Origin of the sequence: Burkholderia sp. A2 (genome assembly GCF_001729305.1) — a bacterium.
GTDB lineage: Bacteria > Pseudomonadota > Gammaproteobacteria > Burkholderiales > Burkholderiaceae > Burkholderia > Burkholderia sola.
On record NZ_LZXX01000002.1, the window covers coordinates 92,262 to 110,840 of the forward strand.

At 67.7% G+C, this 18,579-nt stretch carries 16 protein-coding genes; 11 read left to right on the top strand and 5 right to left on the bottom strand.

Features of this window, described 5'->3' with window-relative positions; genetic code table 11:
- Positions 1 to 34 precede the first annotated feature (34 nt).
- The gene (gene ald / locus A9Z05_RS00415) at positions 35 to 1,150 is read right to left on the bottom strand and encodes an alanine dehydrogenase (protein ID WP_069616399.1); all 1,116 of its coding nucleotides are present in this window, start codon (positions 1,148 to 1,150) and stop codon (positions 35 to 37) included.
- 287 nt (positions 1,151 to 1,437) lie between these two features.
- Between ald and A9Z05_RS00420 the strand changes: the two genes are divergently transcribed.
- Positions 1,438 to 1,854: a DUF3995 domain-containing protein gene (locus A9Z05_RS00420; protein ID WP_069616400.1), complete on the top strand. Its 417-nt coding sequence runs from the start codon at positions 1,438 to 1,440 to the stop codon at positions 1,852 to 1,854.
- 19 nt (positions 1,855 to 1,873) lie between these two features.
- Here A9Z05_RS00420 and A9Z05_RS00425 read toward each other — a convergent pair whose 3' ends face one another.
- Positions 1,874 to 2,461, bottom strand: a complete 588-nt coding sequence (locus tag A9Z05_RS00425; RefSeq protein ID WP_069616401.1) for an RNA 2'-phosphotransferase — start codon at positions 2,459 to 2,461, stop codon at positions 1,874 to 1,876.
- A 588-nt stretch (positions 2,462 to 3,049) separates the two neighbouring features.
- Between A9Z05_RS00425 and A9Z05_RS00430 the strand changes: the two genes are divergently transcribed.
- The 4 genes from A9Z05_RS00430 (at position 3,050) to A9Z05_RS00445 (ending at position 8,915) form a co-directional block, all read left to right on the top strand.
- Positions 3,050 to 3,790 carry a gluconate 2-dehydrogenase subunit 3 family protein gene (locus A9Z05_RS00430; protein ID WP_069616402.1) on the top strand — a complete coding sequence of 247 codons (741 nt, stop codon included), beginning with the start codon at positions 3,050 to 3,052 and terminating at the stop codon, positions 3,788 to 3,790.
- The gene (locus A9Z05_RS00435) at positions 3,790 to 5,568 is read left to right on the top strand and encodes a GMC family oxidoreductase (protein WP_069616403.1); all 1,779 of its coding nucleotides are present in this window, start codon (positions 3,790 to 3,792) and stop codon (positions 5,566 to 5,568) included. The genes A9Z05_RS00430 and A9Z05_RS00435 overlap by 1 nt, the downstream gene beginning before the upstream one ends.
- A complete protein-coding gene (locus tag A9Z05_RS00440) occupies positions 5,565 to 6,992 on the top strand; it encodes a cytochrome c (protein WP_069616404.1) in 1,428 nt (475 codons plus the stop codon). The genes A9Z05_RS00435 and A9Z05_RS00440 overlap by 4 nt, the downstream gene beginning before the upstream one ends.
- 207 nt (positions 6,993 to 7,199) lie before the next feature.
- Positions 7,200 to 8,915: a cation:proton antiporter gene (locus A9Z05_RS00445; RefSeq protein ID WP_069616405.1), complete on the top strand. Its 1,716-nt coding sequence runs from the start codon at positions 7,200 to 7,202 to the stop codon at positions 8,913 to 8,915.
- Positions 8,916 to 8,942: 27 nt separating this feature from the next.
- Here the strand turns inward: A9Z05_RS00445 and A9Z05_RS00450 are convergent, their stop codons facing one another.
- Together A9Z05_RS00450 and A9Z05_RS00455 are read right to left on the bottom strand one after the other, a co-directional pair.
- Positions 8,943 to 10,841, bottom strand: coding sequence for a penicillin-binding protein 2 (locus tag A9Z05_RS00450; RefSeq protein ID WP_069616406.1), 1,899 nt, complete (start codon positions 10,839 to 10,841; stop codon positions 8,943 to 8,945).
- A gap of 423 nt (positions 10,842 to 11,264) precedes the next feature.
- Positions 11,265 to 11,612: a DUF3564 family protein gene (locus A9Z05_RS00455; protein WP_069616407.1), complete on the bottom strand. Its 348-nt coding sequence runs from the start codon at positions 11,610 to 11,612 to the stop codon at positions 11,265 to 11,267.
- A 647-nt stretch (positions 11,613 to 12,259) separates the two neighbouring features.
- On the opposite strand from A9Z05_RS00455, the gene A9Z05_RS00460 reads away from it, so the two are divergent.
- Positions 12,260 to 13,471, top strand: coding sequence for an SDR family oxidoreductase (locus tag A9Z05_RS00460; protein ID WP_069616408.1), 1,212 nt, complete (start codon positions 12,260 to 12,262; stop codon positions 13,469 to 13,471).
- 55 nt (positions 13,472 to 13,526) lie between these two features.
- Here A9Z05_RS00460 and hpaR read toward each other — a convergent pair whose 3' ends face one another.
- On the bottom strand, positions 13,527 to 13,967 hold the full coding sequence (gene hpaR / locus A9Z05_RS00465; RefSeq protein WP_069616409.1) for a homoprotocatechuate degradation operon regulator HpaR: 441 nt from the start codon (positions 13,965 to 13,967) through the stop codon (positions 13,527 to 13,529).
- Positions 13,968 to 14,119: 152 nt separating this feature from the next.
- On the opposite strand from hpaR, the gene A9Z05_RS00470 reads away from it, so the two are divergent.
- From A9Z05_RS00470 to A9Z05_RS00490, 5 genes are all read left to right on the top strand, one after another.
- Positions 14,120 to 14,809 carry a fumarylacetoacetate hydrolase family protein gene (locus tag A9Z05_RS00470; RefSeq protein WP_069616410.1) on the top strand — a complete coding sequence of 230 codons (690 nt, stop codon included), beginning with the start codon at positions 14,120 to 14,122 and terminating at the stop codon, positions 14,807 to 14,809.
- Positions 14,806 to 15,570 (top strand): fumarylacetoacetate hydrolase family protein, encoded by a 765-nt coding sequence (locus A9Z05_RS00475; protein ID WP_069616411.1) that lies wholly within the window; start codon positions 14,806 to 14,808, stop codon positions 15,568 to 15,570. The genes A9Z05_RS00470 and A9Z05_RS00475 overlap by 4 nt, the downstream gene beginning before the upstream one ends.
- Positions 15,571 to 15,595: 25 nt before the next feature.
- Positions 15,596 to 17,059: a 5-carboxymethyl-2-hydroxymuconate semialdehyde dehydrogenase gene (gene hpaE / locus A9Z05_RS00480; protein WP_069616412.1), complete on the top strand. Its 1,464-nt coding sequence runs from the start codon at positions 15,596 to 15,598 to the stop codon at positions 17,057 to 17,059.
- A gap of 216 nt (positions 17,060 to 17,275) precedes the next feature.
- A complete protein-coding gene (gene hpaD, locus A9Z05_RS00485) occupies positions 17,276 to 18,124 on the top strand; it encodes a 3,4-dihydroxyphenylacetate 2,3-dioxygenase (RefSeq protein WP_069616413.1) in 849 nt (282 codons plus the stop codon).
- 44 nt (positions 18,125 to 18,168) lie between these two features.
- Positions 18,169 to 18,561, top strand: coding sequence for a 5-carboxymethyl-2-hydroxymuconate Delta-isomerase (locus A9Z05_RS00490; protein WP_069616414.1), 393 nt, complete (start codon positions 18,169 to 18,171; stop codon positions 18,559 to 18,561).
- Positions 18,562 to 18,579: the final 18 nt, after the last annotated feature.

Genomic DNA, 18,579 nt, shown 5'->3' on the forward strand with positions numbered 1-18,579 from the left:
CCGGCGGTGACGCGTTCGACTCATGCCGGCAAGGTCATCCGAGTACGCCGGTCGCCGGGACGTAGGGCAGGCCGAGCGCCTGCGCGACCGCTTCGTACGTGATATGGCCGTCGCACACGTTCAGGCCCGCGCGCAGATGCGGATCGTCGAGCATCGCCTGTTTCCAGCCCTTGTCGGCGAGCGCGAGCGCATGGCCGAGCGTTGCGTTGTTCAGCGCAAAGGTCGACGTGCGCGCGACCGCCCCGGGCATGTTCGCGACACAGTAGTGGACCACCCCGTCGACGACGAAGGTCGGCGCCGCGTGCGTGGTCGCATGCGAGGTCTCGAAGCACCCGCCCTGGTCGATCGCGACGTCGACGACGACCGCCCCCTTGCGCATCGTCGCGATCATGTCGCGCGTGACGAGCCGCGGCGCCGATGCGCCCGGCACGAGCACGGCGCCGATCACGACGTCGGCATCGCGCACGGCTTCGTCGACCGTATGCGCATTCGAGCAGACGGTCGCGATCCGGTTGGCGAACACGAGATCGAGCTGGCGCAGCCGGTTCACGTTGGTGTCGAGCACGGTGACGCGTGCGCCCAAGCCCACCGCCATCTGCAGCGCGCCGGTGCCCACGACGCCGGCGCCGAGCACGACGACGTGCGCGGCCGGTACGCCCGGTACGCCGGCCATCAGCACGCCGCGGCCGCCGCGCGGGCTTTCGAGGTGGGTCGCCGCGACCTGGATCGACATGCGGCCGGCGACTTCGCTCATCGGTGCGAGCAACGGCAGGCCGCCGCCGGGGCCCGTCACGGTTTCGTATGCGATGCAGACCGCGCCGGATTTCACGAGCGCGGCGGCCTGATCGGGATCGGGCGCGAGATGCAGATACGTGTAGAGGATCTGGCCGCGCCGCAGCATCGCGCATTCGGCCGGCTGCGGCTCCTTGACCTTGATGATCATGTCGGCGCGCGCGAAGATTTCGTCCGCGCCGTCGCTGAGCAATGCGCCCGCGGCCGTGTAGTCGTCGTCGAGCAGGCCGATCGCCGCGCCCGCGCCGCGCTGCACGAGTACGCGATGGCCGTGCCCCGTGAGTTCGCGCGCGCCGGCCGGCGTGAGGCCGACGCGGTATTCGTGGTTCTTGATCTCTTTCGGCACACCGATCAGCATGAGTCGCCTCCATGGCCTTCGTTATCGTCGTCGTGCGGGCAGCCGGTTGCACGGCGGCGTGCCGATCGCAGTACTGGAATAACAGCGTAGTGGCGCGCGGAGGGAAGTCAAGCAGCCGGCTTGCGCGACCACGCATCCGCACTGCAGCGCAGCAGGCGCGGCGACCGGTTGCGACCGGACGTCGCAATGCGCGCGTGGCCGGGTTTCGGTATCGTCGTGCGTGGCGCGGGCCGGGGCCGCGTGCCGAATCCTTTCGGCAACACAACGAGACGAGGACATCGATCGACATGACCAGTGCGTATTTCAGCGTGCCGACGCTTTGCGCCATCGCGCTCGTGCACGTCTACTGGGCGTTCGGCGGGCGGCTGGGCAAGCGCGCGGCGATTCCGGAGCAGGACGGCGTACCGCTGTTGCGGCCGACTGCCGTCGGCACGCTTGCGGTCGCGGCGGCACTGCTGGGCGGCGCCGGCGTGGTCGCCGCGCGTGCCGGCTGGCTCGGGCGCAATGCGCATCCATGCACGGTCGCGTTCGCAGTCGTTGCGCTCGCATTGATCTTCGCGGTGCGGGCCGTCGGCGATTTCCGCTACGTCGGCTTCTTCAAGCGGATTCGCGGGTCGCGTTTCGCGCGGATGGACACGCTGTATTACTCGCCGCTGTGCGCGGCGCTGGCGTTGTCGATCGCGTCGATGTTCTGGCCGTGGTGAATGGCGGCCGGCGCACGGCTCACTCCGTGCGCGTGTCGTCGATCCACTCGAGGTATTCGGCCGGTACGGCATCGGTCAGCCAGACGCCGTTTTCGGCGACGAAGAACGTATGGCCCTGCCGATGCATGCGCCGCGCATCGACTGCGAGGATCGCGGGCACGCCGTAGCGCGCACCGACGGCCAGCGCCGTGCGGACGTCCGCCGACAGGTGTACGTGATGACGGGCGCCGGCTTTTAGCCCTTGCGCGCGAATCGAATCGAGGAAGCGCGTCGCCGTGCCGTGATAGAGACGCGCGGGCGGTTGCGCGGCCGGATACTGGCGCTGCACGGCGGGCGTCGAATGACCCTGTACCGCGCGGATGCGTTGACCGTCATCCGACAGCGCGAAGCGCTGCTTGTCGCTGGTTGCGCACACGCTTTCGATCGTCGCGCGATCGAGCCGGCGTCCGTGACGGGCGGCGCCGGCAATCAGTGCGTCGATGTCGGCCCAGCCTTCGGCGTCCAGTTGCAGGCCAATGGCCTGCGGCTCGTGGCGCAGCACGTAGCTCAAATATTTGCTGATGCCGGTCGCATCGGGCGCCGGCTGTTTGTTTTTCTGGGTATTCATGAGTTGCGGAGGCTATCAGAGCGCGCTGCAACTCGATACCGTCATCTGCTCGGCGTCGCCGGAAAGCGACACGCGCGCGCCGCAGCCTGATCGTTCTCCCGACCGGCGAGGCTGCCGCGATCTCGCCATCCTTGCACATTCCGGCTTCAAGATTTCCCATTGTTGCTAATTTCGATGCACTGAATTGCATTGAACCCCCTAGCAATGGAACCGGTTCCATATATAATCGCCCGCACTCGTCGCCGGACCCGAAAGAGGGTCGTGCACGTTGCGCTTGCCGTGTGCAGACGCGACGTCTAAGTTGAACAAGGGTTCGGGCGATGGCGGACAGATGCAGGCCGATGCCGGTATTTGTCCGACGATAGGCCCGAGAACAGGGCAATCCGTGCAGCCCGCCGCCGGCATCCGGGGCGATGCGCGGCTGCAATTGGGGGCCCCGCTAGTCGCGGCTAGCCCCCTACATCGAGGTTGTGCGCAACACACGAAAGAACAGGGCGACCGGCCGCCTGCGGCACGGCTGCCTGCCGGGCACGCTGCATGCGGAATGCGCGCGTCCGAACCCCGATCCCCAACGATCAATATCCGACCATGTCCACGCCACCTGACAAACCCAATTCGCGTCGCCGTTTTCTGCGCACATCGGTCGCGCTCGTGCCGATCGCGTCGGTCGCCGGCTGCGACCTGCGCTCGTCGTCGCCGTCCGCGACGACGGCCGGCAACGCGTCCACTGCGTCGGCCAGCGCCGACCGCGCGCCGTACAAGCCGACCTTTTTCGATGCGAAGGAATGGGCGTTCGTCCAGGCCGCCGTCGACCGGCTGATTCCGGCCGACGCCGAAGGCCCCGGCGCGCTCGAAGCGGGCGTGCCCGAATTCATCGATCGCCAGATGGAGACGCCGTATGCGCACGGCGCGACGTGGTACATGCAGGGGCCGTTCCAGCAGGGCGTGCCCGAGCTCGGCTACCAGTTGAAACTGGTGCCGCGCGACATCTACCGGCTCGGCATCGCGGCGGTCAACCGCTATTGCGAAAAGGCGCACGGCAAGGCGTTCGCGGATCTCGACGCGCCGACGCGCGACGCCGTGCTCGGCGCGCTGGAGAAGGGCGGCGCGCAGATCGACGACGTCCCGCCCGGCGTGTTCCTCGGCCAGTTGCTGCAGAACACGCGCGAAGGCTATTTCTGCGATCCGGTGCATGGCGGCAATCGCGACATGGCCGCGTGGAAGATGATCGGTTTCCCGGGCGCGCGCGCGGACTTCATGGATTTCGTCAACCAGAGCGGCAAGCCCTATCCGTACGGCCCCGTCTCGATCAACGGGGAGCGCAGCTGATGGCCGCAGACAAGAAGCCGCATGTCGATGCGGTAATCGTCGGCTTCGGCTGGACCGGCGCGATTCTCGCGAAGGAACTGACCGAAGCGGGCCTGAACGTCGTCGCGCTCGAGCGCGGCGAATATCGCGACACCTACCCGGACGGCGCGTATCCGAACACGATCGACGAGCTGACCTACAACATCCGCAAGAAGCTGTTCCTCGACCTGTCGAAGACGACCGTGTCGATCCGCCACGGCCTGCAGGACACCGCGCTGCCGTACCGGCAGCTCGCGGCGTTCCTGCCGGGCGAAGGCGTCGGCGGCGCGGGGCTGCACTGGTCGGGCGTGCACTTCCGGATCACGCCGGAGGAGCTGCGCCTGCGCAGCCACTATGAAGAGCGCTACGGCAAGAAATTCATCCCCGAAGGGATGACGATCCAGGATACGGGCGTCACGTACGACGAGCTCGAGCCGCATTTCGATTTCGCCGAGAAGGTGTTCGGCACCTCGGGGCAGGCGTACAAGGTCGGCGGCAAGGTGGTCGGCGACGGCAACGTGTTCGAGGCCAACCGCAGCGACAATTTCCCGCTGCCCGCGCAGCTCAACACGTATTCGGCACAGCGCTTCTTCGACGCGGCGCATTCGCTCGGCCTGCACCCGTACCGGCTGCCGTCGGCGAACACGTCGGGCCCGTACACGAACCCGTACGGCGTGCAGATGGGCCCGTGCAACTTCTGCGGCTACTGCAGCGGCTACGCGTGCTACATGTATTCGAAGGCGTCGCCGAACCTGAACATCCTGCCGGCGCTGAAGCAGGCGCCGAACTTCGAGCTGCGCTCGAAGTGCCACGTGCTGCGCGTCGACCTCGACGACACGAAGAAGCGCGCGACCGGCGTGACCTACGTGGATCCGGCCGGGCGCGAAGTGCACCAGCCGGCCGATCTCGTGATCGTGGCCGCGTTCCAGTATCACAACGTGCACCTGCTGCTGCTGTCGGGCATCGGCAAGCCGTATGATCCGATCTCGGGCGAAGGCGTGGTCGGCCGCAATTTCGCGTATCAGAACCTGTCGACGATCAAGGCGTTCTTCGACAAGGATACCTACACGAATCCGTTCATCGGCGCGGGTGGCAACGGCGTCGCGGTGGACGACTTCAACGCGGACAACTTCGACCACGGCCCGCTCGGTTTCGTCGGCGGCTCGCCGCTGTGGGTGAACCAGGCCGGCGTGAAGCCGATCAGCGGCATCGCGACGCCGCCCGGCACGCCGCAGTGGGGCTCCGCGTGGAAGAAGGCCGTCAAGGACAACTACGCGCACACGATCTCGATGGATGCGCACGGCACCAACATGTCGTACCGCGACGTGTATCTCGACCTCGATCCGACCTATCGCGATTCGTACGGCCAGCCGCTGTTGCGGATGACGTTCGACTGGAAGGACAACGACATCAAGATGGCGCAGTACGTGACCGGGCAGATGAAGAAGATCGCGGAGGCGATGGGGCCGAAGGCGATCGGCGTGTCGACGCGCGAGTTCGGCAAGCATTTCGACTCGCGCCAGTACCAGACGACCCACCTCGTCGGCGGCGCGATCATGGGCACCGACCCGAAGACGAGCGTGCTGAACCGCTACCTGCAGTGCTGGGACGTGCACAACGTGTTCGTGATGGGCGCATCCGCGCTGCCGCAGGGCATCGGCTACAACCCGACCGGGATCATCGCGGCGCTGGCCTACTGGTCGGCACGTGCGATCCGCGAGCAATACCTGAAAAATCCCGCCCCGCTGGTGACCGCATGAAGAGGACGATGAACCACCACAACGCCGCCCGCCCGGTTTCCCCGCTGCGGCGCGCGCTGGCGATCGGCACGGCATGGGCGGCATTCGGTCTCGCGGGCGGCGCCGCGTTCGCGCAGCCGGCGGCCGCGCCGGCCGCGGCTTCGGGCCCGGCGGCCGCACCTGCCGCCCCGTCGGCCGACGCGGCCCTCATCAAGCGCGGCGAATATCTTGCGCGCGCGGGCGACTGCATCGCCTGCCACACCGCGAGCGGCGGCAAGCCGTTCGCGGGCGGGCTGAAGTTCGACACGCCGATCGGCGCGATCTACTCGACGAACATCACGCCGGACTCGAAGACGGGCCTCGGCGGCTGGACCTACCAGGACTTCACTCGTGCGGTGCGCGAAGGCGTGCGCAAGAACGGCGACACGATGTATCCGGCGATGCCGTTCCCGTCGTACGCGCGGCTGACCGACGACGACATGAAGGCGCTGTACGCGTACTTCATGCACGGCGTCGCGCCGGTCGAGCACGAGAACCGCAAGGTCGACATCGTGTGGCCGCTGTCGATGCGCTGGCCGCTCGGCATCTGGCGCAAGCTGTTCGCGCCGTCGCCGAAGCCGTTCGACGCGGCGTCGTACCCCGACCCGGTGGTCGCGCGCGGCGCGTATCTGGTGCAGGGGCTCGGCCACTGCGGCGCGTGCCACACGCCGCGCGCGCCGACGATGCAGGAGCGCGGGCTGACCGACGCCGATGGCCCCGACTTCCTGGCCGGCGGCGCGGCGATCGACGGCTGGGTGCCGACGAGCCTGCGCGGCGAGCCGCGCACCGGTCTCGGCACGTGGAACGAAACCGAGATCGTGCAGTTCCTGAAGACCGGCCGCACGCTGCGTACGGCCGCGTTCGGCGGGATGACGGACGTGGTCGGCCACAGCATGCAGCACATGACCGACGACGACCTGAACGCGATCGCGCGCTACCTGAAGACGTTGCCGCCGCGCGTGCAGGGCGAGCAGCCGCACGTGTACGACGCGGCCGCGGCGAAGGCGCTGCAGACGGGCGACGCGAGCAAGCCGGGCGCGGCCGTCTATCGCGACAACTGCATGGCCTGCCACCGCAGCGACGGTCACGGCTACACGCGCGTGTTCCCGGCGCTCGCCGGCAACGCGGTCGTGCAGGGCGACGATCCGACGTCGCTGATCCACGTCGTGCTGGAAGGCAGCGCACTGCAGGGTACGCGCACCGCGCCGTCGACCTTCACGATGCCGCCGTTCGGCTGGCGGCTGTCGGACCAGGAAGTCGCGGACGTGTCGAACTTCGTGCGTACGAGCTGGGGTAACACAGGCGCGCCGGTGACGGCCGCGCAGGTCGCGAAGGTGCGCAAGAGCGTGCCGTCGACGCGGCCCGAGCCGCCGCCCGGCGCGCGGTTCCCGCAAGCGTCGCGCTGACGGGAGCGGCGGGGCGTGAGCCCCGCCTGCCGCCGCGTTGACGCCCACGCGCGGCGGCCCGCGACGCCTTTCCCTTCGCCGGGGTTGTACCCCGCGCCGCGCGCAACGCCGTGAAATTTTCCCCGGCTGCGCGCCATTCTTCCGCCTCATCCCTTATCCTTTCACTCTTGAACCTTACTAAATAGTTACAAGAGCTTGGGAGGGGGGATGCCTCATGACGTCAGCCTGATTGCGTTGCTCGCGGCCGGTTTCGGTCTCGCGATGATCTTCGGTTACCTCGCGTCGCTGCTGAAAATGCCGCCGCTCGTCGGCTATCTGCTCGCCGGGATCGTGATCGGCCCCGGCACGCCCGGTTTCGTCGGCGATCTGTCGCTCGCGCAGCAACTCGCCGAAGTCGGCGTGATGCTGCTGATGTTCGGCGTCGGCCTGCATTTCTCGCTCGGTGATCTCCTCGCGGTGCGCAAGATCGCGCTGCCGGGCGCGATCGTCCAGATCACCGTCGCGACGCTGCTGGGCGGCGGGCTCGCGCTCACCTGGGGCTGGAGCCTCGGAGCGGCGCTCGTGTTCGGGCTCGCGCTGTCGGTCGCGAGTACCGTCGTGCTGCTGCGCGCGCTCGAAGGGCGCGGGCTCGTCGAGACGGTCAACGGGCGCATCGCGGTGGGCTGGCTGGTCGTCGAGGATCTCGTGATGGTGCTCGTGCTGGTGCTGCTGCCGCCGGTGGCGGGGCTGCTCGGCGGCACGCCGCCCGGCGACGCGCATGCGGCCGGCGGCAGCGTGTGGGGCACGCTCGGCGTCACGATGCTGAAGGTTGCCGCGTTCATCGCGCTGATGCTGGTGGTCGGCAAGCGCGTGTTCCCGCGCATTCTGTGGCTCGTCGCGCGCACGGGTTCGCGCGAATTGTTCACGCTTTGCATGATTGCCGCGGCGGTCGGCATCGCGTTCGGCGCGGCGAAGCTGTTCGACGTGTCGTTCGCGCTCGGCGCGTTCTTCGCGGGGATGATGATGCGCGAGTCGGAATTCAGCCGGCGCGCGGCCGACGAGACGCTGCCGTTGCGCGACGCGTTCTCGGTGCTGTTCTTCATCTCGGTCGGCATGCTGTTCGACCCGAAGGTCCTGATCGAAGAGCCGGTGCACGTGATCGAGGTCGCGGCGATCGTGCTGGTCGGCAAGACGCTCGCGGCCGTCGCGCTCGTGATCGCGTTCCGCTATCCGCTGAACACCGCGCTGACGGTCGGCGCGGGCCTTGCGCAGATCGGCGAATTCTCGTTCATCCTCGCGGGACTCGGCCGCGCACTCGGGCTGCTGTCGGCCGAGGGGCAGAGCCTGATTCTCGCGGTCGCGCTGATCTCGATCGCGATGAACACGCTGTTGTTCGCGATGATCGATCCGGCGCTCGCGTGGATCCGCAAGCATTCGGCATTCGCACGCAAGCTCGAGGCGCGTGACGATCCGCTCGCCGCGCTGCCGATGTCGACGCCGCAGACGCATCTGACCGGGCAGGTCGTGATCGTCGGTTACGGCAAGGTCGGCACGCGGATCGCGCATGCGCTGGACGAGCGCGGGATCGCCTATGTCGTCGTCGAGCAGAATCGCGAGCTCGTCGAGAAGCTGCGCGCGGACGGCACCGCGGCCGTGTCGGGCGACGCGATCGAGCCGATCGTGCTCGTGCAGGCGCATATCGCCCGCGCCGGGATGCTGGTCGTCACGCTGCCCGACGTGTTCGACGTGCGGCAGATCGTCGAGATCTCGCGCACGCTCAACCCGACGCTCGAGGTCGTGCTGTGCACGAACAGCGGCGACGAGGCCGCGCTGCTGTCGAGCGAGGGCATCGGCACCGTGTTCATGGGCGAGACCGAACTCGCACGCGGGATGACCGAGCACGTGCTCGGCCGAATGGCGAAGCCTGTCGCGGCCGCGCATTGACGGCGCGCGGCGGCGCGTCGGGCCTCGTCAGCCTGCGGTAGCCGCCTTCGCGGGCGCGGCGGTACCGGATTGCGCGGCCGTCTTCAACGATGCCGCCGGTTTCTGCGTGACGGTCGTCGCTGCCGGCGCCGCCGCTTTCGGCGCCGCGACCGTTTTCTGCGCCGCGGCGGCTTGCGCCGGCGCATTCTTCCCCGGTTCGACCGGCGCATCGGGCGGCACGCCGAGCAACTGCAGCGAGCCGCTCGTGACCGACGCGAACACCGGGCCGGCGACCGTGCCGCCGTAGTAGCCCTTGCCGCGCGGCTCGTCGATCATCACCGCGACGATCAGGCGCGGGTTGCTCATCGGCGCCATCCCCGCGAACAGCGCGCGGTACTTGCCCTTCGCATAGCTCGCGCCGACCTGCTTGCGCGCGGTACCCGTCTTGCCGCCGATCCGGTAGCCGTCGACGCGCGCGCGGCGCCCCGTGCCGCCTTCGCCGACCGCCATCTCGAGCATCGAGCGGATCGCGGCGGCCGTTTGCGGCGACGTCACGCGATGCCCGCGGTGCGCGTCGATCGTCTGCTGGTCGGTGCCGTTCTTCAGCAGCGACACCGGGTGCAGCGTGCCGTCGCCCGCATAGGCAGTGTAGGTCTGCGCGATCTGCAGCAGCGACATCGACAGCCCGTAGCCGTACGCCATCGTCGCCTGCTCGATCGGCCGCCAGCGCTTGTAGCCGCGCAGCCGGCCCGACGCGACGCCCGGGAAGGTCAGTTCCGGCGCGCGGCCGATCCCGTACTCCTGGTATTTGTTCCAGATCGTTTCGGCGGGCAGGTTCAGCGCCAGTTTCGCGAGCGCGACGTTGCTCGACTTCTGCAGCGCTTGCGATACCGTCAGCGACCCGTGGTTCGACGTGTCGTGGATCACCGCCGGGCCGATCTTGTAGGTGCCCGGCGACGTGTTGATGATCGTGTTCGGCGTGACCTTGCGCTCGTCGATCGACAGTGCGACGACGAGCGGCTTGATCGTCGAGCCCGGTTCGAACGTGTCGATCACCGCGCGGTTGCGCAATTGCTGGCCGGTGAGGCGGGCGCGGTCGTTCGGGTCGAAGGTCGGATAGTTCGCGAGCGCGAGGATCTCGCCGTTCTGCGCGTCGAGCACGACGACGCTGCCGGCCACCGCGTTGTTCTCGATCACGGCCGCCTTGAGCTGGCTGAAGGCGAGTTGCTGGATGCGGCGGTCGATCGTCAGTTCGATCGTCGCGCCGTGCTGCGCGGGGACGAGCGGGCGCGTGTCCGACACGATGCGGCCGAGGCGGTCGCGGATCACCTCGCGCTGGCCGGACGTGCCTTGCAGGCGCGCATTCGCCGCGAGCTCGACGCCTTCCTGGCCCTTGTCCTCGACGTTCGTGAAGCCGACCACGTGCGCGGCCGATTCGCCTTCCGGGTAGAAGCGTTTCGAATCGGCGATCTGCGTGATGCCGTCGATCGCGAGCTTGTCGAGCCGGCTGGCGGTGTCCGCGTCGACCTGCCGCTTGAGCAGCACGAACGTCTTGTCGTTGCCGAGACGCCGCTTCACCTCGGCGAGCGGCAGGTCGAGCAGCTTCGCGATCTGCGGGTAGTCGGTGTCGGCGACCTGTTTCGGGTTCGCCCAGATTTCATAGGTCGACAGGCTGACCGCGAGCATCGCGCCGTTGCGGTCGACGATGCGCCCGCGCATCGCGTCGAGCTCGATCGTGCGCTGATAGCGCTTCTGGCCCTGGCCGACGTAGAAATCCTGGTTCGCGACCTGCACCCAGAAAGCGCGCACGATCAGCGCGGCGAATGCGAGGAACACGACGACCACGATCAGTCGCGAGCGCCACATCGGCAGGCGCGCGGCGAGCATCGGATTCTTGGTCGCCGCTGCATACGGATCGGCAGGGTGGGTCTTCTTTTTCACGCTCATGCAATGGCCGGGTGGAGCCGCCGGATGGCGGCTGGTCAGTCTGAATAATGCGATTGTAATAAATGAGTAAACGCCGTGTGAGGAAAGTATGTTCCGGCCCCGCAAAAAAGGCGAACGGCAGGCCATCGGGAAGAGCGAGAGGAACGGACCGGAAAGGCGAGGCCGACGCAGGGTTTTCGCGGCGGGCGCCGATGGTGAAACGCGGATTGACTCATCGCATGCCGATTCGGGGTCGCGATTTCCGCCATCGCTCGAACGCAATCATCCCGGGCCCACGATCAATTGCCCGCGCGGCGATTATTTCTCTACTCTTGAAAATAAAAAGCGCCTCGAACGGAGGCGCCATCCATGTTGAATATCGAAATGAATATCACTACTGCCGGAATGAACCCGACAACCGTAGACGATTCATGTCAATAATACCTATCGGGCAACGGAAATAAATTCCCGGTATTCCGGCTCGGTCGTGCAGGTATCGACCGCCTGCAGGCGCCACGCGCCGTCGGGATGATCGCCGGCGAGCACCGCGGGGCCCTGTTCGCGGCGCATCGCGTCGAACGACAGTCCCTTCAGTTGGCAGACGGCATTGCCGCTGTCGGCCGCACAGAGCGCCATCGCACCTTCGATGTCGCGGACCTTGCCCCAGGTCGGAAGGTCGATGCCCTGATGTGCCTCGCGCGACCACAGACCCTCGTCGGTATCGACCCACAAGACTGCGAAGGAATGCCGGGTTGCCGATTCGCTGCCATTAATCCGAATGGTGAGGCGCATTGCATCGTCTCCTGAAAAAAGACACATTCGACCGTTTGAACTTGAACAGTCTAGATAGACTGGTGTGAAACGCAAGTGATAATCCGCAATAAATTTATATTGGGCCTATTTCGATTCCAGATGAAAGGACGTCTGACGATTCATGGTCATTCCCGACGCGTCAGCACAGGCGCGCCATACCGGCGATAGTCGTGGCCGTTCGGGCACGCGCGGCGGTCGAGACATGGGATGACAAGGCCGCCGGCCGCGTCGATCTGTCGCGCACCGGCCGCCATCGCAACCGGGCCGACCGGCGCGTTTCGGCACCGGTCGAATGCAGCCGATCGAACGTTTCATCGTTTTAATCAGATGGCCGGCACGACACACTCCGACAATCGCGTACAAATCGGCACACTTTCACGAAACTTTCGGGACAGACTTGCAAGCGGTCGGGCCCCACACTGGGAACTTCCCGATCCTGTGCCGCGGACGCCCGTCCGCGCCGGCTGCCGCCGTCTCGTGCCAGAGCGCGATCGACGCGATCGCAGGCCGCACGCCCGGTCGGGAGCCGCCGGGGCCCGCGTCGGCCCCGGCCCGGCCGGCGAGCCGGGCGCCGCCCGCAACCGCGGGCGCCGCGCCGCCCGGCCGATTCTTCGAAGGAGACTATCGTGCTGATCTGGAAAACCGCGTTGTCGCTCAACTGGCGGACGAGCCTCGTGTCGCCGGCCAGCGCACCGGTCGCGGCGGCGAACGTCGGACGGCTGGTGCTGACCGGCGCCACCGGCTTCATCGGCAGTACCGTGCTGACGGCGCTCGTCAATGCAGGGCTGCTCGAACGCATCGTCTGCGTCGTGCGCGCGCAGGACCGCGGCCATGCGGTCGCGCGGCTGCGTGAAGCCGCGTTGCGCGCGGGGCTCGCGCCATACTGGGCGTCGCGTCTGACCGATGCGAACGTGATCGTCGGCGCGCTCGGCGATGTATGGCACGGCGCCGATGCGCCGCGCCTGGCCGGCGCGACGCACGTGATTCACTGCGCGGGCCATGCGTCGCCGGCCGACGGCGCGCACCTGCAGGCCGACATCGCCGATGCGGTGCGCTTCGCCGAGCGCTTTGCGCGCGCGCCGCGCCTGCAACGCTTCGTGTACGTCGGCACGGCCTACGCGCATGCGGGCCGCGGCGGGATCGTGCAGGAAGAGGCGGAGCGCACGGGGAACGACGTCGCGCCGCAGGCCGATGACGGCCTGCCGGGCGCGGTGCTCGCGGCCGACTACCTGCACGCGAAGGCGGAGACGGAGCAGCGCCTGCGCGCGCTCGGGCTGCCGCTCGTCGTCGTGCGGCCGTCGCACGTGGTCGGCCACACGGTGCTCGGTACGCGGCCCGCGCCGAATTCGTTCTGGATGTTCCGGCTCGCGCATGCGGCGCGCCGCTTCACCGCGCGGCCGATGACGCGCATCGACATCGTGTCGGTGGACGACGTGGCTCGCGCGACGATGCTGCTGGCCGTCAAGCCGACGCTCGCGCACGACGTCTATCACGTATCGGCCGGCGACGAGGCGCCCCAGGTCGCGCAGATCGTGCGCGCGATGGACGAGGCGGCGGGCATGACCGGGGCGCCGCGTTACGTGGCATGCGCGCCGGCCGAACTGCCGCTCGTCGTGCGCGACGTGCTCGGGCGTCCCGATCCGGCGCTCGAGCGCGTGATCGGCCGGGCGCTGCAGCGCTGCGGCGAATTCGCGACGGTCGATCGTGTGTTCGACAATCGCCGCGTGCGCGACGAAATCGATTTCGAGCCGTTGCCGTTCATCGATTACGTCGAGGAATGCATGCGCACGTCGCGCGGCGTGGCGGTGACCGAGCTGATGCGCGGCGCGGTCCACTAACCGGCCACATCGCCCCGGCGCCCGTTCCCGTACGTCGCGGGCGCGGGCGCCGTCTTTATGCCTGGTTGCCGAGTTCGATGAGCCGGTCGAGCGCGCGGTAGATGTCGTCGAGGCCGTCCTGGCCGAATCGCGCTTCGAGCTGACGGTATTGCTCGTCGATGCGCGGACCGATTTCCGTCACCAGTTTCCTGCTTTGCGGCGTCAGGCTGACCAGCAGCCGGCGCTGATCCTCCTGCGCGCGCGTGCGCGTGATCAGGCCGTCGCGCTCCATCCGTTCCAGCACGCCGGTCAGGCTCGGGCTCAGGATGCAGCAGCGTTTCGCGATCTGCCCGGCTTCGAGCGCCTGCGCCGGCTCGCCGTCGAGCACGCGGATGATCCGCCATTGCTGTTCGGTCAGCGAGAATTCCTTGAGAATGGGGCGAAACAGGCCCATCAGCGTTTCGCGGGCCTCGAGCAGCAGCATGGCCAGGTTGCGATGGTCGAGCGTACGGTTCATCGGGGTGAGCAGAGGACGGGGACGCATCAATCTTAACAGCCGAAGCTGATGAATTTCGTGTATCAGGGTAATCGAGGTTGTCAGCGCCCGATTGTTTACTTAAGATATTAACTATTGACGATGCGCCGCGACGCGCGGCAGGGGAATGACGCATGGAGCTGTCTTGCACGACCGCCGCGGCGCCGCCGTTGCCGGTCGCCATCGGTACCGTCTACGGTGCGCTGCTCAACGAGCGCGCGGCGCTCGCCGCGCTCGGCGACGCGGTGAACGCACCGCCTTACGGCCGGCCGCCGCAGGCACCGATCCTGTACATCAAACCCGCCAACACGCACGCGGCCGACGGCGCCGCCGTCGTCGTGCCGGCCGGCGTCGACGCGCTGGAAATCGGCGCGTCGGTGGCCGTCGTGTTCGCGCGGCGCGCGACGCGCGTGGCGGCCGCGCGTGCGCTCGACTACGTGCACGGCTTCACGCTCGCGAGCGACGTGTCCGTGCCGCATCCGGATTACTACCGTCCGGCCGTGCGCTTCAAGTGCCGTGACGGCTTTTGTCCGCTCGGCCCGGCGATCGTGCCGGCCGCCGCGCTCGCCGATGTCGACTCGATCGGGCTGACGGTGCGGATCGACGGCAAGGTGGGCGCGTCCGCGTCGACCGCGACGCTGATTCGCCCGGTGCGCGAGCTGATCGCCGACGTGACGGCCTTCATGTCGTTCGACGCGGGCGACGTGCTGCTGCTCGGCGTGGCGGGCGGCGCACCGCATGCCCGCGCAGGCAGCACGATCGAGATCGCCGCGGCCGGGATCGGCACGCTGCGGCATACGCTGACGGCGGAGGAGGCACGATGAAGACGGCGCGCGTGATCTACAACGGCGCACTGCATGCGGCCGAACCGGCCGGCGACGGCGCGATCCGCATCGATACGGGGCGCGTGGTGGCCGAGGAGGCCGTAGTGTGGCTGCCGCCCGTCGCGCCGCGCACGACGTTCGCGCTCGGCCTGAACTACGCCGACCATGCGAAGGAACTCGCGTTCAACGCGCCGAGCGAGCCGCTGATCTTCCTGAAGGGGCCGAACACGTTCGTCGGCCACCGGTCGCTGACCGTGCGCCCGGCGCACGCCGCGCACATGCACTACGAGTGCGAGCTGGCCGTCGTGATCGGCCGGCCCGCGCGCCACGTGCGCCGCGCGCAGGCAATCGACTACGTGGCCGGCTATACGGTCGCGAACGACTACGCGATCCGCGACTATCTCGAGAACTATTACCGGCCGAACCTGCGCGTGAAGAACCGCGACACCTGCACGCCGCTCGGGCCGTGGTTCGTCAGCCGCGACGAGATCGGCGACGCGCGCGACCTGACGCTGCGCACGACCGTGAACGGCCGGGAGACGCAGCGCGGCAGCACGCGCGACATGGTGTTCGACGTGCCGGCGCTGATCGAGCACATCAGCAGCTTCATGACGCTCTCGCCGGGCGACCTGATCCTGACCGGCACGCCCGAGGGGCTGGCGGACACGCAGCCGGGCGACGAGGTCGTGACCGAAATCGAAGGGATCGGCCGGCTCGTGAACACGATCGTCGGCGAAGCGGACTACTATCGCGCCGGTTGAGGCCGTCGCCAACGAAGGAGAGCACATGACCATCAAGCACTGGATCGGCGGCCGCGAAGTGGAGAGCCGCGACACCTTCACGACGCTGAACCCGGCGACGGGCGACGTCATCACCGCCGTCGCGTCGGGTGGCGAGGCCGAGGTCGACGCGGCCGTGCGCGCAGCGAAGGATGCGTTCCCGAAATGGGCGAACACGCCGGCGAAGGAGCGCGCGAAGCTGATGCGCAAGCTCGGCGAGCTGATCGAGAAGAACGTGCCGATGCTCGCGGCGCTGGAGACGCAGGACACCGGCCTGCCGATCGCGCAGACGAGCAAGCAGCTGATTCCCCGCGCGTCCGAGAATTTCAACTTCTTCGCGGAAGTGTGCGTGCAGATGAACGGCCGTACCTATCCGGTCGACGACCAGATGCTGAACTACACGCTGTACCAGCCGGTCGGCGTGTGCGCGCTGGTGTCGCCGTGGAACGTGCCGTTCATGACGGCCACGTGGAAGACGGCGCCGTGTCTCGCGCTCGGCAACACGGCCGTGCTGAAGATGTCCGAGCTGTCGCCGCTGACGGCCGACCAGCTCGGCCGGCTCGCGCTCGAAGCCGGCATCCCGCCCGGTGTGCTGAACGTCGTGCAGGGTTACGGCGCGACGGCCGGCGACGCGCTCGTGCGGCATCCTGACGTGCGCGCGGTGTCGTTTACCGGCGGCACCGTCACCGGCAAGCGGATCATGGAGCGCGCGGGCCTCAAGAAGTATTCGATGGAGCTCGGCGGCAAGTCGCCGGTGCTGATCTTCGACGACGCCGATTTCGACCGCGCGCTCGACGCATCGCTGTTCACGATCTTCTCGATCAACGGGGAACGCTGCACCGCCGGCTCGCGGATCTTCGTGCAGCGCACGATCTACGACCGCTTCGTGCAGGAATTCGCGCGCCGCGCGAACAACCTGGTGGTCGGCGATCCGACCGATCCGGGCACCAACCTTGGCGCGATGATCACGCGCCAGCACTGGGAGAAGGTGACGGGCTATATCCGCATCGGCGAGCAGGAAGGCGCGCGCGTGGTCGCGGGCGGCGCGGACAAGCCGGCCGGGCTGCCCGATCATCTGCGCCACGGCAACTTCGTGCGGCCGACCGTATTCGCCGACGTCGACAACCGGATGCGCATCGCGCAGGAAGAGATCTTCGGGCCGGTCGCGTGCATCATCCCGTTCGAGGACGAAGACGAAGGGCTGCGGCTCGCGAACGACACGGCGTACGGCCTCGCGTCGTACATCTGGACGCAGGACGTCGGCAAGGTGCATCGGCTCGCGCGCGGCATCGAGGCCGGGATGGTGTTCGTGAACAGCCAGAACGTGCGCGATCTGCGCCAGCCGTTCGGCGGCGTGAAGGAGTCGGGCACCGGGCGCGAGGGCGGCGAGTACAGTTTCGAGGTGTTCGCGGAGATCAAGAACGTGTGCATCTCGATGGGTTCGCATCACATTCCTCGCTGGGGCGTTTGAAGGGCGCGGGCCGTGGCGCCGCAAGAACGAACGATTCCTTGGCCGGCACGCCGGCCAACAAGCATGGGACTGGAGTAACCGCTAAAGCGCCAACTCCGGTTGACCGCGAAGCATGGGACCGGAGTAACCGCTAAAGCGCTAACTCCGGTCGACCGCGTAGCATGGGACCGGAGTAATCGCTAAAGCGCTAACTCCGGTCGACAGGAGACTTGAACGATGGGCAAACTGTCCCTCGCCGCGAAGATCACGCACGTGCCGTCGATGTACCTGTCGGAACTGCCCGGCAAGCATCACGGCTGCCGTGATGCGGCGATCCGCGGCCACCGGCTGATCGGCGAACGCTGCCGCGCGCTCGGCGTCGACACGATCGTCGTGTCGGACGTGCACTGGCTCGTCAACGCGGGTTATCACGTGAACTGCAATGCGCGGTTCGCCGGCACCTATACGAGCAACGAGCTGCCGCATTTCATCCGCGACATGCAGTACGCGTATCCGGGCAACCCGGCGCTCGGCCGGCTGATCGCGGAAACGGCCACCGAGCGCGGCGTCGCGACGCGTGCGCACGAGATCGACAGCCTCGAACTCGAATACGGCACGCTCGTGCCGATGCGCTACATGAACGGCGACCAGCATTTCAAGGTCGTGTCGATCGCGGGCTGGTGCATGTGGCACACGCTCGACGAAAGCCGGCGCTTCGGCGAGGCGCTGCTCGAGGCGATCGAGAAGAGCGATTCGAACGTCGCGTTCCTCGCGAGCGGGTCGCTGTCGCACCGCTTCAACGACAACGGCAGCCCCGAGGAATCGATCCACCAGATCAGCCGCGAATTCTTCCGGCAGGTCGACCTGCGCGTGGTCGAGCTGTGGAAGCAGGGCGATTTCAAGACCTTCTGCGCGATGCTGCCCGAATACAACGTGCATTGCCACGGCGAAGGCGGGATGCACGACACGGCGATGCTGCTCGGGCTGCTCGGCTGGGATCGTTACGACCAGCCCGTCGAGATCGTCACCGACTATTTCGCGAGCTCGGGCACCGGGCAGATCAACGCGATCTTTCCGTTGCCCTGAGCGTTGCCGTCCACCATGCCTTCGAAACCGACTGGAGCGTTGCCATGCCACACATCGTCGTCGAATACACCGCGAACATCCGCGACGACGCACGCATTCCCGCGCTGCTGCGCACGATCAACGCGACGCTGATCGCGCAGGGCGGCGTGTTCCCCACCGGCGGCATCCGTTCGCGCGCGATCGAGCTGCACGACTACTGCGTCGCCGACGGCACGGAGGACGACGCGTTCGTCCACGTGACGCTGAAGATCGGCGCGGGCCGCAGCGACGAAACGAAGAAAGCCGCGTGCGACGCGCTGTTCGACGCGATCAAGGCCCATTTCGCCGAGTTGTACGCGAAACGCAGCCTCGCGTTGTCGATGGAGCTGACCGAGTTCAGCGAAAGCGGCTCGTACAAGCACAACAACATCCACGCCCGCTACAAGCGGGCCGGCTGAACCCCATTCCCGATCCGA